Source organism: Pontivivens insulae, assembly GCF_900302495.1.
In the GTDB taxonomy this organism is placed as follows: Bacteria; Pseudomonadota; Alphaproteobacteria; order Rhodobacterales; family Rhodobacteraceae; genus Pontivivens; species Pontivivens insulae.
The window spans coordinates 911,173-932,591 of the sequence record NZ_OMKW01000002.1 but is presented as its reverse complement, the minus strand read 5'-3'; the positions used below and the strand labels follow the sequence as shown (position 1 = coordinate 932,591).

At 60.7% G+C, this 21,419-nt stretch carries 20 protein-coding genes; 10 read left to right on the top strand and 10 right to left on the bottom strand.

Features of this window, described 5'->3' with window-relative positions; genetic code table 11:
• Positions 1–9: 9 nt before the first annotated feature.
• Together POI8812_RS10065 and POI8812_RS10060 are read right to left on the bottom strand one after the other, a co-directional pair.
• Complete coding sequence (locus POI8812_RS10065; protein ID WP_108782405.1) at positions 10–939, bottom strand: alpha/beta fold hydrolase; 930 nt, start codon at positions 937–939, stop codon at positions 10–12.
• A 4-nt stretch (positions 940–943) separates the two neighbouring features.
• A complete protein-coding gene (locus POI8812_RS10060; RefSeq protein ID WP_108782404.1) occupies positions 944–1,237 on the bottom strand; it encodes an SCP2 sterol-binding domain-containing protein in 294 nt (97 codons plus the stop codon).
• Between the two features lie 74 nt (positions 1,238–1,311).
• Between POI8812_RS10060 and POI8812_RS10055 the strand changes: the two genes are divergently transcribed.
• The 6 genes from POI8812_RS10055 (at position 1,312) to POI8812_RS10030 (ending at position 7,233) form a co-directional block, all read left to right on the top strand.
• On the top strand, positions 1,312–1,857 hold the full coding sequence (locus tag POI8812_RS10055; RefSeq protein WP_108782403.1) for a tetratricopeptide repeat protein: 546 nt from the start codon (positions 1,312–1,314) through the stop codon (positions 1,855–1,857).
• A gap of 31 nt (positions 1,858–1,888) precedes the next feature.
• Positions 1,889–4,693 carry a helicase-related protein gene (locus tag POI8812_RS10050; protein ID WP_108782402.1) on the top strand — a complete coding sequence of 935 codons (2,805 nt, stop codon included), beginning with the start codon at positions 1,889–1,891 and terminating at the stop codon, positions 4,691–4,693.
• A complete protein-coding gene (locus tag POI8812_RS10045; RefSeq protein ID WP_108782401.1) occupies positions 4,690–5,640 on the top strand; it encodes an asparaginase in 951 nt (316 codons plus the stop codon). Before POI8812_RS10050 ends, POI8812_RS10045 begins: the two co-directional genes overlap by 4 nt.
• Positions 5,637–6,005 (top strand): RNA-binding S4 domain-containing protein, encoded by a 369-nt coding sequence (locus POI8812_RS10040; protein ID WP_108782400.1) that lies wholly within the window; start codon positions 5,637–5,639, stop codon positions 6,003–6,005. Before POI8812_RS10045 ends, POI8812_RS10040 begins: the two co-directional genes overlap by 4 nt.
• A gap of 97 nt (positions 6,006–6,102) precedes the next feature.
• On the top strand, positions 6,103–6,438 hold the full coding sequence (gene fdxA / locus POI8812_RS10035; RefSeq protein ID WP_108782399.1) for a ferredoxin FdxA: 336 nt from the start codon (positions 6,103–6,105) through the stop codon (positions 6,436–6,438).
• A 279-nt stretch (positions 6,439–6,717) separates the two neighbouring features.
• Positions 6,718–7,233, top strand: coding sequence for a CarD family transcriptional regulator (locus POI8812_RS10030; RefSeq protein WP_108782398.1), 516 nt, complete (start codon positions 6,718–6,720; stop codon positions 7,231–7,233).
• Positions 7,234–7,320: 87 nt separating this feature from the next.
• On the opposite strand, the gene cobS is transcribed toward POI8812_RS10030, so the two are convergent.
• Positions 7,321–8,073: an adenosylcobinamide-GDP ribazoletransferase gene (gene cobS / locus POI8812_RS10025; protein ID WP_108782397.1), complete on the bottom strand. Its 753-nt coding sequence runs from the start codon at positions 8,071–8,073 to the stop codon at positions 7,321–7,323.
• Positions 8,074–8,171: 98 nt separating this feature from the next.
• On the opposite strand from cobS, the gene cobT reads away from it, so the two are divergent.
• Positions 8,172–9,182, top strand: coding sequence for a nicotinate-nucleotide--dimethylbenzimidazole phosphoribosyltransferase (cobT, locus tag POI8812_RS10020; RefSeq protein WP_108782396.1), 1,011 nt, complete (start codon positions 8,172–8,174; stop codon positions 9,180–9,182).
• A 132-nt stretch (positions 9,183–9,314) separates the two neighbouring features.
• Here cobT and POI8812_RS10015 read toward each other — a convergent pair whose 3' ends face one another.
• Genes POI8812_RS10015 through POI8812_RS10005 form a run of 3 tightly spaced genes read right to left on the bottom strand, consistent with a single transcriptional unit; the run spans position 9,315 to position 11,546 of the window.
• Positions 9,315–10,271, bottom strand: coding sequence for a methyltetrahydrofolate cobalamin methyltransferase (locus tag POI8812_RS10015; RefSeq protein ID WP_108782395.1), 957 nt, complete (start codon positions 10,269–10,271; stop codon positions 9,315–9,317).
• A 19-nt stretch (positions 10,272–10,290) separates the two neighbouring features.
• Positions 10,291–11,217, bottom strand: coding sequence for a methylenetetrahydrofolate reductase (locus POI8812_RS10010; protein ID WP_108782394.1), 927 nt, complete (start codon positions 11,215–11,217; stop codon positions 10,291–10,293).
• A 23-nt stretch (positions 11,218–11,240) separates the two neighbouring features.
• Positions 11,241–11,546, bottom strand: a complete 306-nt coding sequence (locus tag POI8812_RS10005; protein ID WP_108782393.1) for a virulence factor — start codon at positions 11,544–11,546, stop codon at positions 11,241–11,243.
• Between the two features lie 201 nt (positions 11,547–11,747).
• Between POI8812_RS10005 and metF the strand changes: the two genes are divergently transcribed.
• A complete protein-coding gene (metF, locus tag POI8812_RS10000; protein ID WP_108782392.1) occupies positions 11,748–12,623 on the top strand; it encodes a methylenetetrahydrofolate reductase [NAD(P)H] in 876 nt (291 codons plus the stop codon).
• 182 nt (positions 12,624–12,805) lie between these two features.
• On the opposite strand, the gene POI8812_RS09995 is transcribed toward metF, so the two are convergent.
• Positions 12,806–14,476, bottom strand: coding sequence for a mechanosensitive ion channel family protein (locus POI8812_RS09995; RefSeq protein WP_162844994.1), 1,671 nt, complete (start codon positions 14,474–14,476; stop codon positions 12,806–12,808).
• A 144-nt stretch (positions 14,477–14,620) separates the two neighbouring features.
• Between POI8812_RS09995 and POI8812_RS09990 the strand changes: the two genes are divergently transcribed.
• The gene (locus POI8812_RS09990; protein WP_108782390.1) at positions 14,621–15,739 is read left to right on the top strand and encodes a Ppx/GppA phosphatase family protein; all 1,119 of its coding nucleotides are present in this window, start codon (positions 14,621–14,623) and stop codon (positions 15,737–15,739) included.
• A 1-nt stretch (position 15,740) separates the two neighbouring features.
• Positions 15,741–16,463, top strand: a complete 723-nt coding sequence (locus tag POI8812_RS09985) for an RlmE family RNA methyltransferase (RefSeq protein ID WP_108782389.1) — start codon at positions 15,741–15,743, stop codon at positions 16,461–16,463.
• A 117-nt stretch (positions 16,464–16,580) separates the two neighbouring features.
• Here the strand turns inward: POI8812_RS09985 and gyrA are convergent, their stop codons facing one another.
• The 3 genes from gyrA to ssb form a co-directional block, all read right to left on the bottom strand.
• Positions 16,581–19,334: a DNA gyrase subunit A gene (gene gyrA / locus POI8812_RS09980; protein WP_181377194.1), complete on the bottom strand. Its 2,754-nt coding sequence runs from the start codon at positions 19,332–19,334 to the stop codon at positions 16,581–16,583.
• An 85-nt stretch (positions 19,335–19,419) separates the two neighbouring features.
• Positions 19,420–20,553 (bottom strand): AI-2E family transporter, encoded by a 1,134-nt coding sequence (locus POI8812_RS09975; RefSeq protein ID WP_108782388.1) that lies wholly within the window; start codon positions 20,551–20,553, stop codon positions 19,420–19,422.
• A 180-nt stretch (positions 20,554–20,733) separates the two neighbouring features.
• A complete protein-coding gene (ssb, locus tag POI8812_RS09970; RefSeq protein ID WP_108782387.1) occupies positions 20,734–21,267 on the bottom strand; it encodes a single-stranded DNA-binding protein in 534 nt (177 codons plus the stop codon).
• Positions 21,268–21,419: the final 152 nt, after the last annotated feature.

The following is a 21,419-nucleotide window of genomic DNA, read 5'->3' as shown; positions in this document are numbered from 1 at the left end:
CGTCGGCGCTTACTGATTGGTATTTGCCAGATGTGCGTCGATCCGGGTCCACCATTCGTTCAGAAGCTCCGGCCGCTCCATGAATAACTCGTGGCGTGCATCGCCGAGGTTAACCAAAGTCCCGTTGGGAATGCGTTCCATCTGACTGAGAATGGCTGATGTGCTTACGACTTCCTCATCCCCCCCGACGCCCACGAGGACGGGGCAGGTGGGCATTGGGGCGTCATGCAGCTCTTCCATTTCATCAAAGGCTGCGCCCAGCCATGAAACGGATGGCGCGCCAAGGCCCAGAATGGCGTGCGATTTGAGTTGACCACGGAACCAGGCAAATGTTTCCGGGTCGGTTGTCAGCGGATTGTCTTCAAAGGATTTCAGCAGGACAGACCGTGAGTTGCGACCTCCAGGCGCGAAGTCCTGGCCCCGTCCCATGGCGCGTAAAAAGCGGATCGTGAACGGTGCAAACATCCGTTCGGCGGGCTTGAGGTGAAGGCCCCACATCGGGGCGGAGAAGGTTGCGCTGGCAACCTCCAAACCATTGGAAAGCGCCCGCAATCCGATGCAGCCCCCCATCGAGTGGCAGACTATGTGGCGTGGCGTCGGCCAGTCCTGCGTGACGGCCAGCATAGCCTTCAGATCGTGCTGGTATTCCGAGAAACTGCGCACGTGGCCCAGTTCCAGATTGCCGCCGGGACGTGTCGACAGACCCTGTCCACGCCAGTCGATGCAGGCAACCGAATAGCCCTGCATGACAAAGCGCGTGATCACGCGGCCATATTTTTCGATGTACTCCGTACGGCCGGGCAGGATGAGAACGGTGCCATTCTGCCCGCCCGGCCATGTCGCGATGCGGATCTGCATCTCTCCGACGGTGTGATATTGCGCGGTGCCGCCCGCAGGCGCGTCGGCAATGTCGAGGTGGAGAGGTGCGTCCGTCGTCATGTGCTTAGCCCAGTGCGGAGCCGAGCTGCATGGCAAGGCCCATATTGCCTTCGACCTTGAGCTTGCCACCCATGAAGGCTGCGGTCGGGTTCAGTTCGCCGGAGAGGATTTCCTGAAAGGTTTCCGCATCCGCGATCAGCGTGCAATCGGCCTCTCCATCGTCGGCGCGCACACCGTCGCTGTCCATCATGACGGCGCCTTCATCTTCGATCTGGAACTTCACGGAACCAGCATCGAAGGTGCCGCCGTCGAGCTTTTCGGTCAGGGCGGTCACGGCCATATCGACAATCGCGCTCATGTTCTTTCCTCTCATTTCATCATGCGGCGAGGGTGCCCCTCGCATTTGGAATTACAGGTGTTAGTTTAGGGAGCATGAGACAGGTATCAATCGCACTCGTGGCACTTGCCGTGACGTTAACGTCAACCATGCCCGCTTTCGCGCAGCGCACGCTGTCAGAATTGCTGGCAGAGTTGAGCGATCCGGAGGCGCAGGACATCGAAGGCATCGAGAGTGCCATCGTGCGGCGCTGGTCCGATTCGGGATCGGAGGCGATTGATCTTTTGGTCGATCGGGGCGAGGCCGCGCTGGAGGCCGATGATTTGATCCTCGCCGTGGAGCACTTCACCGCAGCGATTGATCATGCGCCGGGACATGCACAAGCCTGGAACGGGCGGGCCACCACATTCTACTTGCAGGGTGAATATGCTCTGGCGCTGAGCGATATTCGCATGGTGCTGGCACTGAACCCGCAGCATTTTGGCGCGCTGACCGGTCTGGGTTTCACGTTGGAGGCGATGGGCGATTTTGTCAGGGCTGAAGAGGCCTTACGCTATGCACAGGACGTGAACCCCCATTCCGAAAGCGTTGTCGAGGCACTGGAACGGCTTGAGCTGTTGAACGCGGGCACCTCTCTCTAATCTTTACCGACATATTCTTCGGGGGGTGGCCATGAGCCGCGACCGCACTGTCACGGCCGTTCTGGGCCCGACCAATACCGGCAAGACACATTATGCCATCGAACGAATGTTGGCGCATCGCACGGGGATTATGGGCTTTCCGTTGCGTTTGTTGGCGCGCGAAGTCTACGACCGCATCGTCGCGGCACGCGGGCCCTCGGTTGTGGCACTTGTCACGGGGGAGGAGCGGATTGTGCCGCCGCGTGCCTGCTATTGGGTCTGCACGGTTGAAGCGATGCCCGATATGGCGGCGGATTTTCTGGCGGTGGATGAAATCCAGCTCTGCGCTGATCCGGACCGTGGGTATACCTTTACGGACAGGTTGCTGAATGCGCGTGGCACAAGCGAAACGCTGTTTCTGGGCGCGGAGACGATGCGGGAGCGGATCCGTAACCTGATCCCAGAGGCGCGGTTCGTGCGCCGGGAGCGGTTTTCGAAACTGACCTATTCAGGTTCGCGCAAGACCAGTCGGATGCCGCCACGTTCTGCCATTGTCGGCTTTTCCGTCGATGGGGTCTATGCGATGGCGGAACTGTTGCGCCGTCAGAAGGGCGGGGCGGCGGTTGTCATGGGGGCATTGAGCCCGCGGACGCGGAACGCGCAGGTCGAGCTCTATCAGAACGGTGATGTGGATCATCTGGTCGCGACCGATGCGATTGGCATGGGGCTGAACCTCGACGTCAATCATGTGGCTTTTGCCGGTACGGCGAAATTTGACGGCCGCCGTACGCGGGAATTAATGCCGAACGAGTTGGCCCAGATTGCGGGCCGGGCGGGCCGCCATACCAATGATGGCACGTTTGGCGTGACTGGTGAGGCGCATCCGCTCGATCCCGAGGTGGTCGACGCCATCGAAGAGCATCGCTTTGCACCCATCAAGAAGTTGCAGTGGCGATCGTCCCGTCTGAGTTTCGGTACGGTCCCGGCGCTTTTGCAGTCGCTTGAGCAGTCACCGGAGCATCCCGACCTTCAGCGCGCGCGGGAGGCGGATGATATGATCACGCTGCGCGCGCTTTGGGCCATGCCGGACATTCAGGACAAGGTGCGTCAGGGGCCCGAGGTGCGTTTGTTGTGGGATGTGTGTCAGATCCCCGATTTCCGAAAAGTCGCCCCGGCCGAGCATGCCTCACTTGTCGGGCGCATTCACAGCTTTCTGGCAGAGGGCGGGGTGATCCCTTCAACCTGGATCGGGGACCGGGTGCGCCGTATCGACAAGACCGAGGGCGACATCGACGCGTTATCAAAACGTCTCGCATTTGTCAGAACCTGGACTTACATCGCGCAAAGAAAGGGTTGGCTGGAAGATGCTGACCATTGGCGAGACGAGACACGTGCTGTAGAAGACCGCCTGTCAGATGCGCTGCACGCAGCCCTGACCCAACGATTTGTCGATCGGCGCACATCGGTTTTGATGCGGCGATTGAAGCAGAAGGAGGGCCTTGTGGCCGAAGTGAACGAAAAAGGTGAAGTGACAGTCGAAGGCCAATTCGTGGGCCGTCTGTCGGGCTTCCGTTTCCAGCTGGATCAAAACGCGAGTGAGCAGGAGGCAAAGACATTGCGGTCTGCCGCACTCGCTGCTTTGCAGCCGCAATACAATCTGGCCTCCGACCGCTTTTACAATGCGCCCGATAAGGAGATCGACGTCACCGAACAAGGTGGCCTGATGTGGGGTGAGCATGCTGTTGGCAAGCTGACGAAAGGCGCCGATGCGCTGTCTCCGCAAATCGAGGTCTTTGTGGATGACGAAGCCGGTGCGGATGTGGCCGAGAAGGTCAAGCGTCGTCTTGGCCATTGGCTGGACCGGCGCGTTGCCGCGCTGTTTGAGCCGCTGATCGCGCTGCGCGATGACGAGGCGTTGACGGGGCTTGCAAAGGGCGTTGCCTATCAGATGGTCGAGGGGATGGGCGTGTTGCCGCGTGGTCCCGTGGCTCAAGACGTCAAGTCGCTGGATCAGGATGCGCGGGCGCTGTTGCGCAAACATGGCGTGCGCTTTGGTCAGTTCACACTGTTCCAGCCCTTGCTGTTGAAACCCGCGCCGACACGGCTGCGGCTTGTGCTGTGGTCGTTGGCCAATGGGTTGGATGAATTTCCAGAGGCACCGCCGCCCGGGTTGGTGACTGTGCCAGCCGTCAAAGACGCACCGCAGGGCTATTATGGGATGGCGGGCTATCGTCTGGCGGGTGAACGGGCGATCCGCATCGACATGGTTGAACGCCTGGCGGATATGATCCGTGACAAGGATACGCGCGGCGGCTTTGAGGCCAATGCTGACATGCTGTCTATCACCGGTCTTACGCTGGATCAGTTCGCCAATCTGATGGAGGGGCTTGGATATAAGGCCGAGAAGGGCGAGCGCGAGAAGGTCAAGGCCGTCGCCCCCGTGCCGGAGGCTCAGTCCCAGGACAAACCGGCAGATGCGCTCGACCCCGCAGCGGAGGTTGTCGAGGCGCCGGTTGAGGAGAGTGCAGAGGCCGTTGCAGATGCGGTTCCTGCGGATGCAGCCCCGGCTGACGCCCCCGTCGCGGATGCGGCCCCGGAGATGGAGGTTTTCTACACCTTCACGTGGGCGCCGCGTGGACGGAACAATCAAAACCACCGTGGTCCGCGCAAAGATGCAGGTCGCTCTGATCGACCGCAAGGCAAGGGCAAGCCGCGTGGGCGGAAGCCTGACGGCAAAGGGGGCAAGGGCGGCGGCAAACCGCAGACGCATTCCGCGCGGCCGCCCAAGGCTGAAAAGAAGGTCGATCCCGACAATCCATTTGCGGCGCTGATGGCGCTGAAAAACAAAGACGGATGAACAGGACTGCCGTTCTCTATACCGGGGGAACGATTGGCATGGTGCCGGGCGCAGATGGCTTGCGGCCGGACCCGACATTCGAACGCGCCTTCCGTGCCGCTCTGCCGCAGGCGGACGTGACATGGTTTGAAACGCCGGACCTGCTCGACTCCAGCGTCATGGATCGCGCGGATTGGCTGGTTCTGGGCCGGCAGGTGCGCGAGATTGCCGCCGATTTTGACGCGATTGTCGTGTTGCACGGCACCGACACGATGGCTTTTTCAGCCTCGGCGCTGTCTTTTTTGCTACTCGATGTGGACGTTCCGGTCATTTTTACCGGCTCCCAGCGGCCCTTGCAGCAGGCGGACAGCGACGCGCTTTCCAATTTGAAGCTTGCGCTGCGTGTGGCGGCCTCGACCAAAAGCACCGAAGTCTTGTTGGCCTTCGGAGGGGCCGTGATGCGCGGAAATCGCGCGATCAAGGTGCATGCGCAAGACGACACGGCGTTTTCATCGCCCAATTTTGGGGATGTCGCCTGGTCAAAGGCAAGCCAGATCCCGCCCGATCAGGAGGGCGGTGGCGGGTTTGAGCAGGTTGGTGTGCTACGGCTTTACCCTGGATGTGACGCGCGGGTTGTTGCCGGGTTCAGCGGCATGCCGGGACTGGTGGTTGAGGCATTCGGCTCTGGCAATATGCCGGGGCCGGGCACGTCGCTTTATGAAGGACTTGCGGATCTGAGGTCGCAAGGCATGGAAATCGCGGTGACCACGCAATGCGGGGCAGGCGCTGTTGCAGCCCAGACCTATGCGACCGGTGCGAGCGTTGGTGCTTTGGGTCTGATCCCGTGCAACGACATGACGACACCGGCGGCGGTCACCAAACTGGGCTGGTTGCTTGATCGCGGATTGCGCGGCGACATGTTGCGCGATGCAATGATGACCCCAGTTGCGGGAGAGATCACCGCATGACCGAGGTTGCACCCAGCCTGCGGGTCGATAAGTGGCTGTGGCATGCGCGTTTTTTCAAGACACGAACCTTGGCGGCAAAGACGGTGCAGGTGTCAGGCTGCCGGATCAACGGGCAGCGGGTGTCGAAGCCGTCAAGTGCCGTTCGGGTTGGAGATACACTGACCTTCGCCAAGGACAGGCACATCCGTCTGATCCGCGTCGAAGCTTTGGGAGAGCGTCGTGGCCCGGCCCCTGAAGCGCAGGCGCTGTACACCGATCTCGATCCCCCCGTTTCTGAACCACGCCGGATTGAGGCAGAGCGGGTTGGCGGACGGCCCACCAAAAAGGACAGTCGGGCGCTGGATGCGCTGTCACGCGAAGACTAGGCGCATCACCTCGCGCATTTGCGAGGCAGGCCCCCTTGCGCGTTGCACGGTGCCTCGGTAGATCATCGCCAACGCCTATGTCCCGAGGACCTGCCCCATGACTTACATCGTCAACGACAGCTGCATCGCCTGCAAATACACCGACTGCGTCGAGGTGTGCCCGGTCGATTGTTTCTACGAAGGCGAGAACATGCTGGTCATCCACCCGGATGAGTGCATTGATTGCGGTGTCTGTGAGCCGGAGTGCCCAGCAGACGCCATCCGCCCGGATACTGAACCGGATATGGAGAAATGGGTCGAGTTCAACCGTAAGTACTCGCTGGAATGGCCGGTCATCATCACCAAGAAGGACCCGCTGCCGGGTGCGGAAGAGATGGACGGCAAACCGGGCAAGATGGAGCTGTTCTCCGAAAAGCCGGGCGAGGGTGGTTGACGCGCGGTGGCGCAAGCTGCAACCATCGGTTGAAATCGTGGCGGAAGTGAACTCATGTGGGCAGGAATCAGCCCATGTGATTGAAACTTGTGCGATTCTTTGCTATATATCTGTCATACAAGCGATCTGACCGCTCGGGGGAAGTGGTTTTCCGCCCGTCTGGTCGCCTTGCCACGTGTTTGAGAGCCCTTCGACAGCATTTCGCTGACGGGGTGTTTTTGTCTCTTGAAACACCCCGCATGGCACCACGGCAGCGCAGTTGAGAGGGTGATATAGTAAATGAGCAAGAAGACCGGCAACGAGTTCCGCCCAGATGATTTCATCGTCTACCCGGCGCATGGCGTGGGTAAGATCGTCTCCATCGAGGAGCAGGAAGTCGCGGGTATTCAGATGGAGCTTTTCGTCATCGCGTTTGAAAAGGACAAGATGACCTTGCGGGTTCCGACGGCGAAGGCCACCAGCGTTGGCATGCGGTCTCTGTCCTCTCCTGATGTGGTGGAGAAGGCGCTGACGACCCTGAAGGGCCGTGCACGTGTGAAAAAGGCGATGTGGTCGCGTCGCGCTCAGGAATATGAGCAGAAAATCAATTCCGGTGATCTGATCTCGATTGCCGAAGTCGTGCGCGACCTGCACCGCAACGACGATCAGCGTGAGCAGTCCTATTCAGAGCGCCAGCTTTACGAAGCCGCGTTGGAGCGTTTGACGCGCGAAGTTGCGGCGGTTGATGGCGCTGAAGAAGGTGCATCCCAGTCCAAGATCGAAGGCGTGTTGGCAGCGCGTGCGGCGGCCGCCTGATCCGCCTCAGATCACGATGATGTTTGGGGCCTCGGCAATTGCGCCGGGGCCTTTTTCGTTTGGCGGCTCAAACGGAAGTGAGGGCGGTCAGAGTACGGCGGTCAATGCAATTAACATCGAGATCTCTGTGACTTGCTGGACCATCCCCAAGACATCGCCGGTCTGTCCACCTAGCTTTCGCTTGGCCACGCGCAAGGGTATCCATGCGGCAATCAGGGCAAGGCAGGCCGCCAGATAACCGGGCGCACCCAGTGGACTGATCGCGAGAAATGCGAAGATGGCGACGATCAGCACAGTGCGCCCCTTCGGTTGCCCCGCCCGTGCCGATAGGCCGCCTGTATTGGCGGGGGGTACTTGCCACATCGCAAGCAACATGGCCGCCCGTGACAGCGCGCCGGTCGCCATTGCGCCCAAGATCAGCTCTCTCTCCCCGAAATCGGCGAGGGCCTGCCAGCGCAGGCCGATTGCGACGATCAATGCCGCGGCGCCGAACGCGCCGACGCGGCTGTCCTTCATGATTTCAAGTGCGCGCTCTTTGGCTGCTCCACTGCCCAGCCCGTCGGCGCAGTCGGCCAGTCCATCCTCGTGCAGAGCGCCCGTTGCAAGGACCAGCAGCCCGAGCGTTAATCCAGCGGCAAGCGTCGGAGAGATGATCTGCATCGCCAGCGCACCAACGCCCCCGGCGATGGCCCCCAGCAAGGCCCCGACAAGGGGCCAGGCCCATGCGGCCTGAAGCGCGCGCGCGCCGGCCCGCGTGTGATCCACTGGAACCGGGAGACGGGTGAGGAAAGAGATTGCCGCCGCGATGTCATGGACCTCAAGGTCAGGTCGTTGCGTCATGTCGATATCGGGCCTTTCGGTGTCGTCTGGCCCGTTGTGCCGGGCGCATGCCTCCCTTATGCCGGAGGGAACGAGACCCGCCAAGAGAGGGAGCCGATATGCGCTTTCCAGCCCAAAGCTTTGCCGACCTGACCGCCTTTATGGCCAAGCTGCCCGATGCAGACGGGGAAGCGATTGCCGCCGCAAAAGCGCGGGACGCCGTTTTGACCAAGCCGCCCGGTGCCCTTGGACGGCTGGAGGATATTGCATCCTGGTATGCCGGGTGGCGCGGGGAGGCTGCGCCGCGGGTTTCTTCTCCCCAGGTCATCGTATTTGCGGGCAATCACGGTGTTTGTGCACAGGGCATCTCTGCCTTTCCGGCAGAAGTCACGCATCAGATGGTTGGCAATTTCGAAGCGGGCGGCGCGGCGATCAATCAATTGAGCGATCTTGCGGGCGCGCAGATGAGCGTCGTGGCGCTTGATCTCGACAACCCAACCGCAGACTTTTCACAAGACCCGGCGATGAGCCAGGCTGAATGCCTGTCTGCGATGCAGATGGGGTGGGAGGCTGTCGACGCAAGCTCGGACCTTTTGGTGGTCGGAGAAATGGGGATCGGCAACACCACGGCTGCTGCTGCAATTGCGGCGGCGCTGTTGGGCGGCTCCGGCGCGGAGTGGGCCGGACGGGGCACCGGCCTCGACGATGCAGGAGTTCGGCACAAGGCAGGCGTGATTGACGCTGCGATCGCCAAGCACGCGGTCACAGCGCCGCTGGATGTACTTGCGACATTTGGAGGGCGCGAGATCGCGGCAATGGCAGGTGCAATGTTGCGTGCGCGGGCCGAACGGATGCCGGTCATTCTTGACGGCTTTATTTGTAGCGCTGCGGCTCTGGTGCTGCATCAGGCGCATGAGACTGCGCTGGATCACTGTGTCGCCGGACATCTGAGCGCTGAAGGGGCGCATCGGGCCATGCTTGATGCGATGGGTAAGGCGCCGCTTCTGGATCTGGGCCTGCGCCTGGGCGAAGGCTCCGGTGCCGCCCTCGCGATCCAGATTGTGAAGGCCGCGCTTGCTTGTCATTCCGGTATGGCGACCTTTGCCGAAGCAGGGGTCTCTGACGGCTAAGACCTGCGGGCTGTGGATACTGGCATCTGTTCAGCGCTTTGGGCGCAGCCAGATCAAAAAGCTCACATTCGTGCAAACGAAAGGGGCGCCTGATCCGGGCGCCCCTTTTTGGTGTTCTGGTGTCGGCAAGGATCAGCTGGCGCGACGACGGCGGCGGCCCTCACGCCCGGCGCGTGCGCCTGCCGGAGCTTCTCCCTCAACCGGTTTCGGCTTGTTCGTGCGGATCCATTCCGAGCCGTGCGGGTCGTTGTTCATCAGGAAGTTGGCGGCGCGGATCGCCTCCATCTCTTGCGGGCGAACCGGGTTCATGATGGCCGAGGTCATGCCGGAGGCGATGGCCATGGGCAGGAACGCCCCATTGATGCCGTGGCGATTTGGCAGACCGAACGAGACGTTGGACGCCCCGCAGGTTGTGTTTACGCCCAACTCGTCACGCAAGCGGCGCACGAGCGCAAAGACCTGAAGGCCCGCGGTCGCCATCGCGCCGATCGGCATGACCAGCGGGTCCACGACGATGTCATGGGCCGGAATGCCATGATCGGCAGCACGCTCAACGATCTTCTTGGCCACGGCAAAGCGCACTTCGGGATCTTCTGAGATACCCGTGTCATCGTTCGAGATTGCGACGACTGGCACGTTGTACTTTTTGACCAGCGGCAGGATTGATTCGAGCCGCTCTTCCTCACCGGTGACGGAGTTCAGCAGGGGCCGACCCTCACAGGCCTCAAGCCCGTTTTCGAGCGCACCTGGTACGGAGGAATCGATGCAGAGCGGCACATCGACAAGGGCCTGAACGCGTTTGATCAGTTCGGGCATCAGCATGGGCTCGACAAAGTTATTGTCGGCATAGCGGGGGTCTTCGGCCATTTTGTTTGTAAAGACGGCGCCAGAGTTGACGTCGAGCATGGTCGCGCCGCAGGCGACCTGCTCCAGCGCGTCTTTCTCAACGGTGGTGAAATCACCGGCCTCAAGCTCTGCTGCGAGCTTTTTGCGGCCGGTTGGGTTGATCCGCTCCCCAATGACGCAGAACGGCTGGTCAAAGCCGATGATTGCGGTCTTGGTCTTGGATTCGACGATGGTGCGCGTCATGGGGTCGGATTCCTGTTGATTAGGCGTTGGCTGCGGTCGGGGTTTGCGCCCCGAACTCATTGGTGAACTCGGCAGTTTTCTTAATGCCGCCCAGTGGGAAGAAGTGAACGGACTCGATCCCAAAATCGGGGTTTGCGGCCTTATGGCGGGCCAGATCGGTCAGAATCTCCTCTGGCGTGAACGGCAGAACGAGCTTGGTCAAATCGGCTGCGCGGCGTTGCAAGACGCGCAGCGATGGGCCGACGCCGCAAGCGAGCGAGAACTTGATGAGCGTCTGCAATTTCGCAGGCCCCGCGATGCCTATATGGATCGGCAGGTCGATGCCCTCGGCCTTCAACCGGTTGGCCCAATCAATGACAGGCTGTGCCTCAAAGCAGAACTGCGTGGCGATGGCCATCTGCGCGTCCGTCCGCTCGGAAAAGCTTTGCTTCCAGCGCAATGCGGCGGAGACGTTGGCATCAGACCCATCGGGATCAATGTCCTTATTGCCCTCGGGGTGGCCGCCGACATGAAGGCGGGTGAAGTCATATTTGTCGAAGAGCCCGGTGCCCAAAAGCTGCATGGAGTCGGAAAAATCGCCATGTGGATTGGTGACACCCCCGGCGAGCAGCAGCGCCTGATGCACGCCCACATCGCCATAGCGTTGGATCCAGTCCTCAAGCGTGGCTGCATCTTTGATGATCCGGGCCGGGAAGTGGGGCATCACCGAGAAGCCCTCATCCGTGATCCGCTTCGCCGTCGCGACCATCTCCTCAATCGGGGTGCCTTCGATATGGGCGATATAGACGCGGGTTCCCTGGGGCAGGATTGCACGGAAATCCTCAACCTTTTCGGCCGTGCGCGGCATCACCTCGATGGAAAAGCCGTCGAGGAACGAGGCAACCGACGCATCGCGTGGGGCGGTTGCGGTGGGTTTGCGCCGTCCGAAAGAAAGAATGTTGCTCATCGCATCTCTCCAGCCAGTGGGGCTCACGCTGTTGCGGCCCATCCATCATTGGCGATCAATTCCAGGATGCGGTCCTTGTCATACTCGGCATCAATGCGTGCGGCCTCAGCCGCTGCGATTTCTGCCTGGTCGCCGTCCACCGCATAGGGTTCCGCCTTGCGAAAGCCATTGAGGTAGTCATCACTGCCCGCCGCACCGGTCTTCATCGCCGCGCGGTCGATGGCCTGCTCGAAACGTTCGGGCAGGGGCATCTTGGCACCACGACGACCCTTGCCCACAATCACCTGCGCGGGAATGTCACGCCAGTAAACAATGGTTACGTCGGGCATCGGTTTGCGTCCTTTTCTGATCGTTCCACCGTTGTGGCGGAACCTTTGAGGGCGAACATGCGTCTCACCGACGCGGCATCTTCCAAAGCCGACACATGGCTATGCCGGTTTGCATAGCTATGCGTCGCATTTGGCGCTGGAAGTGTCGGATATAGTGCTCTATCTCCATTTACAACAGTTGCTTTAAGGATGATTCCGACGATGGCCCGGCCGCATTTGAGTTTCGAGTTTTTCCCCCCGCACAGTCCGGCGGCGAATATGCGTCTGTGGTCTTCGGTGGAGCGTTTGGCCCCGCTCGGCCCGGATTTCGTATCGGTCACTTATGGGGCAGGTGGCACGACGCGCGACCGGACGCGTGCGGCCATAGCAACGATCAAAGAGCGGGCGCGCCTGCAGGTTGCCGCGCATTTGACCTGCGTGGATGCCACGCGGTCCGAGACACTGGACGTCGCGCGCGGATTTCGCCGCATGGGCGTGAAACGGATCGTCGCGCTGCGTGGCGATCCCCCCAAGGGCGCCGATAGGTTTGTTGCCCATCCTGACGGGTACGGGTCGGCAGCCGAACTGGTAGAGGGGCTGATGCGCGACGGCGATTACGACATCACCGTTGCGGCCTATCCCGAGGTTCATCCAGAAGCGGCATCTGTCAGCGCTGACATAGACAATCTCAAACGGAAGTTCGATGCGGGGGCCCAGCGGGCGATCTGCCAATTCTGTTTTGAGACCGATACATTCCTGCGGTTCCGCGATGCCTGTGCGGATGCTGGCATTGCGCAACCGATCCTTCCGGGCATTCTGCCCGTGGAGAACTTCGCGAAGATGCAAGGCTTTGCCGCCCGTTGCGGGGCCGGGATCCCTGAGTGGATGAAGGCCGCGTTTGGGAATGCGCAGACGGAAGCGGAGGCGAAGCTATTGGCCGTCGCCATCGCCGCTGAGCAGGCGACCGACATGATGGAGGCGGGTGTCGATCACTTGCACTTCTACACGCTCAACGATCCTGACCTGACATGGGACATCTGCGCGGCCCTGGGGCTGGAAGCAAATGACATGCAAGCCGTAGCGGGTGGCGCCGCGTAAGAGCGGGCCTATGCCTCCGGCGGGGATATTTTCAGGATAAAGAAGGCGCCCCGGTCCGCTACTTTCACGGTCCGGGGTCTTTCTTCATCCACGGCCATCGGCGTCCCCGCCTGTTCCGCACGCTCATCTATGGCGCCAAGTCTTTCTTTTTCCCTAAAATATCCCCGCCGGAGGCGTTCGGATCATCCGAAACCCTGCATTGACTTACCTTTTGTGTCCTCCATCTCTGCCACACGTTCGCGGGGCCACCAGTCGGGATGGTTTTCGCGGACAAACCGGATCATTGTCTCGCGCAGGCGCGCATGCATGTCCCATGCCGTCGAGGGATCGGCGGCCATTGCGTAGAACGTGATTTCCTGTCCGGCTTCGCGATGGCCCAGCACGAGCGTTTTGATCTTGCCTTCCTCGATGACGTCTTCATCGGCGCTGGCGACACGCTGGAATTCCTGTCTCAGAACATCGACATCCGCCATGTGATCGAGCAGCAGGGTGAACGTTCGCACCATACGCGCGTCTTGCATGGACCAGTTTTCAAAGGGGTGGGACACAAAATACTGCACCGGAACGACTAATCGGCGGTCGTCCCATGTGCGCAGGCGGATAAAGGTATAGAAGATGGCTTCGACATAGGCCCAGTCCCCCTCATAGTGAATGGCGTCGCCAATGCGCACGGGCTTGGCCAGTGCGATCTGAAGGGAGGCGAGGATATTGCCCAATACGGTCTGGCCGGCGATGCCCAGCACCACCGTGACCACGCCCGCGGAGGCCAGCAATGACAGGCCGAGGGTCGCAAAGAGGTTCATTTCCATCAGGACCAGACCGATCGCAATGGCTACGGTGATCAGGACCACAATCCGTCTGACGGCGTAGATCGAGGTGTAGAGTTTGCGCTCGTCGGAGCTTTCTGCGTCGTCAATCTCGCCCACATAGCGTTCGGTGATCTTGTCGAGCACTCCGTCAATTGCCCTGAGGATCGCAAGCGCCACGCCAGTGACCATCGCGATGATAAGGGCGGGTTGGATGATTGTATTGGACGGGCCTGACAGCGATACGAAGTTGCCGAGCAGAATCTGGATGGTCGCCGCACCACCGACGATGGCCAGGGGAACGGCTGCACGGCTAAACAGCCATGACACGACGCCTTCATGAATGGAGCTTCCCACGCGGCTGCAGGATTTGTAGATCAGCCAGCCCACTATGCCAGCCAAGAGCAGGATGATGGGCAGGCCGATCCATTCCCACAGCTTCAGGCCGAGTATTTTGTTGTCGAGTTGGTTCGGGAGATAGTCTTCAAACCATCGGGGGCCGTAGGCATCGAACAGGGCAGGGGTGTTGACGACTGTGCGTTCGGTGAAAACCCAGACCGGATCGGTGTCACTGACCCGGACACGTTCGATGCGAATGTCGCGGGCGCGGTTGTCGACTTCGAAGGCATCGACCTCCACATCCCGGCGCGGCTGGCCTGCAAGTGGGTGATCGCCGGAGGCTGCCTCTACCAGCGCATCTGGGCGGGCCGAGAATTGCGGCCATGAAATCCAGACCTGACGCTCAATGACGGAGGCAAGCTGTGCGGAAAGCACCGGGCCAAGTCTGCGCTGATCTTCGTCTGACAGCTGATTGAGGTTCAGCAGGTGGGCGGCATCGGCGAACTGTCTGTGCTCGGTCAGATCGAGGAAGGTTTCGAGCAATTCGCGCGGCGAAGCATGGCGGATCTGTTCCTCAGGCTGGGGCAGCCCTGCATTCAGGCTGTCGATCTGCCGCCAGGTTCCCGGCGGTCCGTCCTGTTGGGCGTGAACGGGCAGGGTGGTGAGCAAAGTGAGCCAAAAACCCACCAGAAGCGTTCTGATTTTCAACAAGAAATCCATCAACTCCGCCATCTTGGCCGTGGCAATCCGCCGCGCGCTACACTTGCAGCTACGTCGTGCAAGAGATAAATCAAATTGAAAGGCTCACCGCCCTACCGGCCCGAGCTCGCGTTGACTGGAGTAGCCCCGCAGATGCGCCCGCAGAGGAATACCTCGCCCCGCAAGGGCGCACCGCGTGGCGGTCGGCCTCAGTCGGGGGGACGCAAGCTCTATGCCGCGCTGGATCTGGGCACGAATTCCTGCCGTATGCTGATCGCGGCGCCCCATGAGGGCAGCTTTCAGATCGTCGATGCGTTCTCGAAATCTGTGAAACTTGGCAAGGATCTGGAGCGATCCGGTGCGCTGAGCGATGCGGCGATTGGGCGGACGTTGTCTGCCTTGCAGGTCTGCGCCTCGAAAATCCGGCGGCACAATGTGAAACGTGTGCGGCTGGTGGCGACAGAGGCCTGTCGGCGTGCGCGGAATGGCGACGCCTTCCTGCGTCAGGTGACCCGTCAGACGGGCCTCAAACTTGACTTGATCGATCCGGCGGAGGAAGCGCGGCTGGCCGTGATTTCCTGTGCGCCGCTGGTGGACCCTGACGCTGCACAGGTGCTGGTCATCGACATCGGTGGCGGATCGACGGAGCTGGTCTGGCTCGATATCGGGGAGGTGGCACCCGAAGAGCGTCGCCGCGCCATCATGAAGATGCGGCTTGCCCGGCGCCGGGGCACAGACCCTGAAGCCGCGTCTGGCGGACTGAAGGTTGTAGACTGGATCAGTGTGCCGCTTGGCGTCGCGACGCTGCATGAACGCTTTGCCGATGTGGTCGACAACCGATCACGGTTCGCGCTGATGAGCTGGTATTTCGAGGAACAAATGGCGGAGTTCACGCCTTATATGGATGCGGAACTGCCTGACTACCTCTCCAGTTTCCAGATGATCGGGACGAGCGGCACGGTCACAACGGTTGGGGCCGCCCATTTGGGACTGACCCGCTATGATCGGACTGTGGTCGATGGGATGCGCCTGTCCGGGGATGAGATCAACGCCGTTATCGACGGATTTCTGGGCAGTGAATTCCATGGCAAGATCGGCCAGCTGGGCATCGGGCTGGACCGGGCTGATCTTGTCCTATCTGGTGCTGCGATTTTGCAAACGTTACTGCGGGTCTGGCCTACGGATCAGCTTCGGGTTGCCGATCGCGGCCTGCGTGAAGGAATGCTCTACGCCATGATGTCGGCGGACGGTGTGCTGAAGAAGGACGGCTGAGATGGTCGCGAAGAAGAAAAACACATCTGGGCGGGGGCAGCGTGACCTGACCGTGAAGGTCAAGACCGCCAAGGGGCGCAAATTGTCCTCGAAACTGTGGTTAGAGCGTCAGTTGAACGATCCCTATGTCGCCGCGGCCCAGCGTGAGGGATATCGCGGCCGTGCGGCCTACAAGATCCTGGAGCTTGATGACAAGTTCCGCTTTCTGGTGCCGGGCGCGCGGGTCGTCGACCTTGGCTGCGCACCGGGGGGCTGGATTCAGGTCGCAGTACGCCGGGTGAATGCGCTGGGTGAGAAGAAAGGCAAGAAGGTCGGGACAGTGCTCGGTGTCGATCTACAAGAGGTTGACCCGATCCCCGGCTCCGAGATCCATGTTCTCGACTTCCTGGAAGATGATGCCGATCTGAAGGTGAAGGAATGGCTCGGTGGTCGGGCTGATGTTGTCATGTCTGACATGGCGGCCAGCGCCTCTGGCCATAAGCAGACCGACCATCTGCGCATTATGGCTCTATGCGAGGCAGCGGCCTATTTTGCATTTGATGTACTCGACCCGGGCGGCACGTTTATCGCTAAGGTTCTGGCGGGAGGCGCCGAAAACGACCTGCTGACGGTGCTGAAGAAGAACTTCACCAAGGTTCAGCACGTCAAGCCGCCCTCGTCCCGCTCTGACAGTTCGGAAAAATTTGTCGTTGCAACCGGGTTTCGCGGAGACGCCCGGTCGTAAGGCTGTATTTCGGGTATTTGGTCCAATCCGAAACGAGCTTCGGATTGGCAAAAATACCCAGTCACGTTTCCAGATCGAAGATACGCGGATCGTGTGCGATCCGCGTATCTCTGTCCGTCACTCTGGCACGTCGGGGCTGTCGGGCGCGCCGGCCTCGGGCGTGTCTTCCTCGCCTTGTTCGGCAATCCACGCGACGCTGACGACTTTCTCACCTTCGGCGAGGTTGAAGACCCGCACGCCACCTGCAGAGCGGGAACGGAAGGAGATGTCTTCAACAGGGGTCCGGATCGATTGGCCGCGTGATGTGACCAGCATGATCTGGTCCTCAAGCTGCACCGGGAAGCTGGCGACGAGCGGTCCGCCGCGCATGGCCTTGTCCATGCCCATAACGCCCTGGCCACCGCGACCACGTACCGGATAGTCGTGGGAGGAGGAGAGCTTGCCCGCACCACCTTCGGTCAGGGTCAGGATCAGATCCTCAGCCGCCGACATCTCTGCATAGCGTTCCTGGGTGATAGAGCCTGCGGGAACATCATCCTCGTCCGTGGTCTCATCCTCAACCTGGCCAGCAACGGCGCGGCGCATTTTGAGATAGGCGGCGCGTTCTGCTGGATCAGCCTCGAAATGGCGGATCACGGACATGGAGACGACGCTGTCACCTGGCGAGAGCTTAATGCCGCGCACGCCAGTCGAGGCACGCGAGTTGAAGACCCGCACGGCTGTCGTTGAGAAGCGGATTGCCCGGCCATTGGCTGTCATCAGCATCACATCATCATTCTCGTCACAGATGCGCGCATTCACCAAAGTTGTGCCATCGTCGGGCAGCTTCATCGCGATCTTGCCGTTGCGCATGATGTTGGTGAAGTCGCTCAGGCGGTTCTGCCGGATGTCGCCGGCAGAGGTGGCAAAGACGATCTGCAGATCGCCCCATTCTTCCTCTGGCCGGTCCACGGGCATGACGGCAGCAATGCCGGTGCCCGCCGGGATCGGCAGGATATTGACCAGTGCTTTGCCCCGCGTCGTACGGCCACCCAGCGGCAGCTTCCAGGTCTTGAGTTGGTAGGCCATGCCGTCGGTCGTGAAGAACAGCAGCGCGGTATGCGTGTTGGCCACGAAAAGGCGGGTGACGAAATCGTCGTCCTTCATCGTCATGCCGCCAAGACCCTTACCGCCGCGCCGTTGCGCGCGGTAATCCTCAAGCGGGGTGCGCTTGATATAGCCGCCATTGGTGATCGTAACGACCATTTCGGCCTGCTCGATCAGGTCCTCGTCATCCATATCCTCGACGAAATCGGCAATCTCGGATCGGCGCGGGGTGGCGTATTTGCGAACCTCAGAGATCTCGGTCCGGATGATGTCCATAATCCGGTCGCGTGAGCGCAGGATGTCGAGATAGTCGGTGATTTTCGCCGCCAGCTCTTCCAACTCGTCCGTGATTTCCTTCACGCCGAGCGCAGTGAGGCGCTGCAGGCGGAGTTCAAGGATTGCGTTGGCCTGATCGTTGGACAGGTAATAGGTACCGTCCTCGTTCATCGTGTGGCTGGGATCGTCGATCAGGCGAATGTAATCCGCGATCGAATGGGCGGGCCAGCGCCGCTCCATCAACCGTTCCTTCGCGGTTGCACGATCGGCTGAGGAACGGATGGTCGCGACGACCTCGTCGACATTTTCGACCGCAACAGCCAGACCGGACAGGATATGGGCCCGTTCCCGTGCTTTGCGCAGCAGATAGGCCGTGCGGCGGGCGACGACCTCTTCGCGGAAATTCAGGAAGGCCTTCAAAAAGGCGCGCAAGGTCAACTGCTCTGGCCGACCATTGTTGAGCGCCAGCATGTTGGCCGCAAAGCTCGTCTGCATCGGCGTGAAGCGGTAGAGTTGGTTCAGCACGACCTCAGCCGTCGCATCCCGCTTCAGCTCGATCACCACGCGCACGCCGAAACGATCAGACTCGTCCTGGACGTGGGCGATGCCCTCGATCTTCTTGTCGCGGGCAAGTTCCGCGATCCGCTCGATCATGGTGGATTTGTTCACCTGGAACGGAATTTCGGTCACGACGATGGCGTAGCGATCCTTTCGGATTTCTTCGACCTTGGTGCGGGCACGAACCTTGATCGAGCCGCGGCCCTCAAGATAAGCGCTGCGCGCGCCAGAGCGGCCCAAGATGATGCCACCGGTTGGGAAGTCAGGGGCCGGGACGAACTCTGTCAGCGCTTCCGAGCTGAGATCCGGGTCGTCGATCAGCGCATTGGCGGCGTCGAGCACCTCGCCAAGATTGTGGGGCGGAATGCGGGTCGCCATGCCAACCGCGATTCCCTCTGCGCCATTCACCAGCAGGTTGGGGAAGCGGGCCGGCAGAACAGTCGGTTCCATGTCCTTGCCGTCATAGTTGGCCTGAAAATCAACCGTATCCCGGTCGATATCCGCCAGCATCGCGTCAGCCGGAGGCGCCATGCGCACCTCGGTATATCGCATGGCGGCAGGTGCATCGCCGTCCATCGATCCGAAATTGCCCTGACCGTCGAGGAGCGGCAGGCGCATTGAGAAATCCTGCGCCATGCGCACCAACGCGTCATAGATGGCGGTGTCGCCGTGCGGGTGATATTTACCGATCACGTCGCCGACCGGGCGGGCCGATTTGCGGTACCCTTTGTCAGCGGTGTTCCCCGTCTCATGCATTGCGTAGAGGATGCGGCGATGGACCGGTTTCAGGCCGTCGCGCACATCGGGAATCGCGCGTGAAATAATGACGCTCATCGAATAGTCGAGGAAGGAGCGCTTCATCTCCTCCTCAATCGTGATGCTCGGCCCGTCATATTCCGGGCGCGGGGGCATTTCGTCTTCGGTCTCAGGCGTTTCCGGCGTATCGGTCAAGGTGATCTGTCCTGCGTCGAACCACTATATTTTGTGGTCGGATACTATGCCGGATCGCAGGGGCGGTGCAATGGAGACCGCGTGCTTAGACGCGAAATTCGCGCTCTTCTGCCTCAGCATCGCGGATCGCGCCCTGATCGGCGGAAATCAGGAACTGACCCAGGTTTTCGAGGGCGGGGATATGCTCACAAAACACGCGCAAAACGACGAGAACCGGTACGGCGATGATCATCCCGACAACGGACCAAAGCCACGCCCAGAAGGCCACCGACAAAAACACGACGACAGGGTTCAATTTAAGCGATCGTCCGACCGCAAGAGGGGTGACGAGCTGGCCTTCGATGCTGGTCAACATGAAGTAGAGACCTGCACCCAAAAAGGCGAAGCTGACCTGATCGAAGCTGATGAAGCCGATCAGAAAGGTGATCACTGTGCCAGCGATGGCGCCGACATAGGGGATGAAGTTGAAGCCAAAGGCCATAAGCCCGAACAGGATTGGGTCCGGCAAACCGATGAGCCAGGCCATCACTCCGACACTGATGCCGAGCAGGGCGTTGATCAGTGTGATTGTGGAGAGGTAGCGGGACAGCCGGCGCTCGATGTCCGTGGCGATCTGCATTGCCCGTCGCTTGTCGCGAAAGTTCGGAGTGATCTGAACCACGCGACGGTAAAATAGGTCGCCCGAGGCGAGCAGGAAGTAGAGCAGCACCAGCGTAAACATCAACTGTCCGACAATGACCGGCGTGGTTGTCAGCACCTTGGTAACGATGCTGGAGGATTCCTGGGCCTCAACCTCCAGTCTCGGCGTGCTGTCAGATGACCCGCTTTCCGCACGGCGGGCCATTTCGTCGATGCGATCGGCGGCCTCAGCGACAGCATCCACCGAGTCGCGTAGCGCGTCTATCTTTCGCTCAACCCGGGCCATGATCCGGGGCGCGTCCTCGATCCAGCGCTCGACCGGTCCGCTCAGGACGTAGGCTGAACTGAAGAGACCGACGAGCAATGTTCCGGTAATAGCGAACGCGGCGAGCGCATGAGGAATGCCAACGCGGTTCAATCCGGTTCGAACGGGTCGGAAAACGAGGGCAAGTAGTAGGGCCAATAGCACCGGCAGAACGAAATCCCGTGAAAAGGCGAGGCCGGAGATGAACATGATCAGGAAGATGCCGACAACTGGCCAGGATTTCTGGGCCGGGCTCTGTTCGGATCTTTCTGACATCTGGGCGTTTATCCAATGCTGTGAATCGCGTTGGTTGGGGAACGCCCGGTATGTGGGTTTGGTTCAATTCTAGATTGTAGGCGCAGGTGGTCGACGCGGACCGCTAGCGCATGAAAAAAGCCCGCCGGAAAATTCGGCGGGCCCATTTCGACTTGCATATCCGCCTCAGCGGCTATCGGCTTAGAACGGAATGTCATCGTCCATGTCAGACCCGTAGCCGCCGCCATTGCCACCGCCGCCGGAAGAGCTGCCGCCGCCGCCATAGGAGCCGCCATTGCCGCCACCATAGGAGCCACCGCCGCCCCCGCCATAGGATCCGCCCCCGCCACCATAGGAGTCGCCGCCACCCCCACCGCCTTCACCACGGCCGTCGAGCATGGTGAGGGTCGAGGTGTAGGGGCGCAGGACCACTTCGGTCGAATAGCGATCCTGACCGTTTTGATCCTGCCATTTGCGGGTTTCCAGCTGGCCCTCGATGTAAACCTTTGATCCCTTGCGCAGATATTGCTCTGCGATGCGGGTCAGAGGTTCGGAGAAAATCGCGACGGAGTGCCATTCCGTCCGCTCCCGCCGTTCCCCGGAATTCTTGTCCCGCCATGTTTCGGATGTGGCGATGCGAAGGTTGCAGACCTTGCCCCCGTTCTGGAAGCTGCGCACCTCGGGGTCGCGGCCCAGATTGCCGATGAGAATGACCTTGTTGACGCTGCCTGCCATGGCGGTTCTCCGCTATCGTGATTCAAGTTGGCGCGCAGGATAGGCGCGCAGGGATTACAGGAACAACCCGGATTCGGGTGCAGGCCCTACAAGAATTTCGGTGTCGCATTCCGGCCCTTCACTTCGCCAGTCCTCCGAACGCGACCGTCAGT

Coding starts and splice junctions, on each gene's coding strand:
- POI8812_RS10065 (WP_108782405.1), bottom strand. CDS start 939: ATGACGACGGACGCACCTCTCCACCTCGACATTGCCGACGCGCCTGCG.
- POI8812_RS10060 (WP_108782404.1), bottom strand. CDS start 1,237: ATGAGCGCGATTGTCGATATGGCCGTGACCGCCCTGACCGAAAAGCTC.
- POI8812_RS10055 (WP_108782403.1), top strand. CDS start 1,312: ATGAGACAGGTATCAATCGCACTCGTGGCACTTGCCGTGACGTTAACG.
- POI8812_RS10050 (WP_108782402.1), top strand. CDS start 1,889: ATGAGCCGCGACCGCACTGTCACGGCCGTTCTGGGCCCGACCAATACC.
- POI8812_RS10045 (WP_108782401.1), top strand. CDS start 4,690: ATGAACAGGACTGCCGTTCTCTATACCGGGGGAACGATTGGCATGGTG.
- POI8812_RS10040 (WP_108782400.1), top strand. CDS start 5,637: ATGACCGAGGTTGCACCCAGCCTGCGGGTCGATAAGTGGCTGTGGCAT.
- fdxA (WP_108782399.1), top strand. CDS start 6,103: ATGACTTACATCGTCAACGACAGCTGCATCGCCTGCAAATACACCGAC.
- POI8812_RS10030 (WP_108782398.1), top strand. CDS start 6,718: ATGAGCAAGAAGACCGGCAACGAGTTCCGCCCAGATGATTTCATCGTC.
- cobS (WP_108782397.1), bottom strand. CDS start 8,073: ATGACGCAACGACCTGACCTTGAGGTCCATGACATCGCGGCGGCAATC.
- cobT (WP_108782396.1), top strand. CDS start 8,172: ATGCGCTTTCCAGCCCAAAGCTTTGCCGACCTGACCGCCTTTATGGCC.
- POI8812_RS10015 (WP_108782395.1), bottom strand. CDS start 10,271: ATGACGCGCACCATCGTCGAATCCAAGACCAAGACCGCAATCATCGGC.
- POI8812_RS10010 (WP_108782394.1), bottom strand. CDS start 11,217: ATGAGCAACATTCTTTCTTTCGGACGGCGCAAACCCACCGCAACCGCC.
- POI8812_RS10005 (WP_108782393.1), bottom strand. CDS start 11,546: ATGCCCGACGTAACCATTGTTTACTGGCGTGACATTCCCGCGCAGGTG.
- metF (WP_108782392.1), top strand. CDS start 11,748: ATGGCCCGGCCGCATTTGAGTTTCGAGTTTTTCCCCCCGCACAGTCCG.
- POI8812_RS09990 (WP_108782390.1), top strand. CDS start 14,621: ATGCGCCCGCAGAGGAATACCTCGCCCCGCAAGGGCGCACCGCGTGGC.
- POI8812_RS09985 (WP_108782389.1), top strand. CDS start 15,741: ATGGTCGCGAAGAAGAAAAACACATCTGGGCGGGGGCAGCGTGACCTG.
- POI8812_RS09975 (WP_108782388.1), bottom strand. CDS start 20,553: ATGTCAGAAAGATCCGAACAGAGCCCGGCCCAGAAATCCTGGCCAGTT.
- ssb (WP_108782387.1), bottom strand. CDS start 21,267: ATGGCAGGCAGCGTCAACAAGGTCATTCTCATCGGCAATCTGGGCCGC.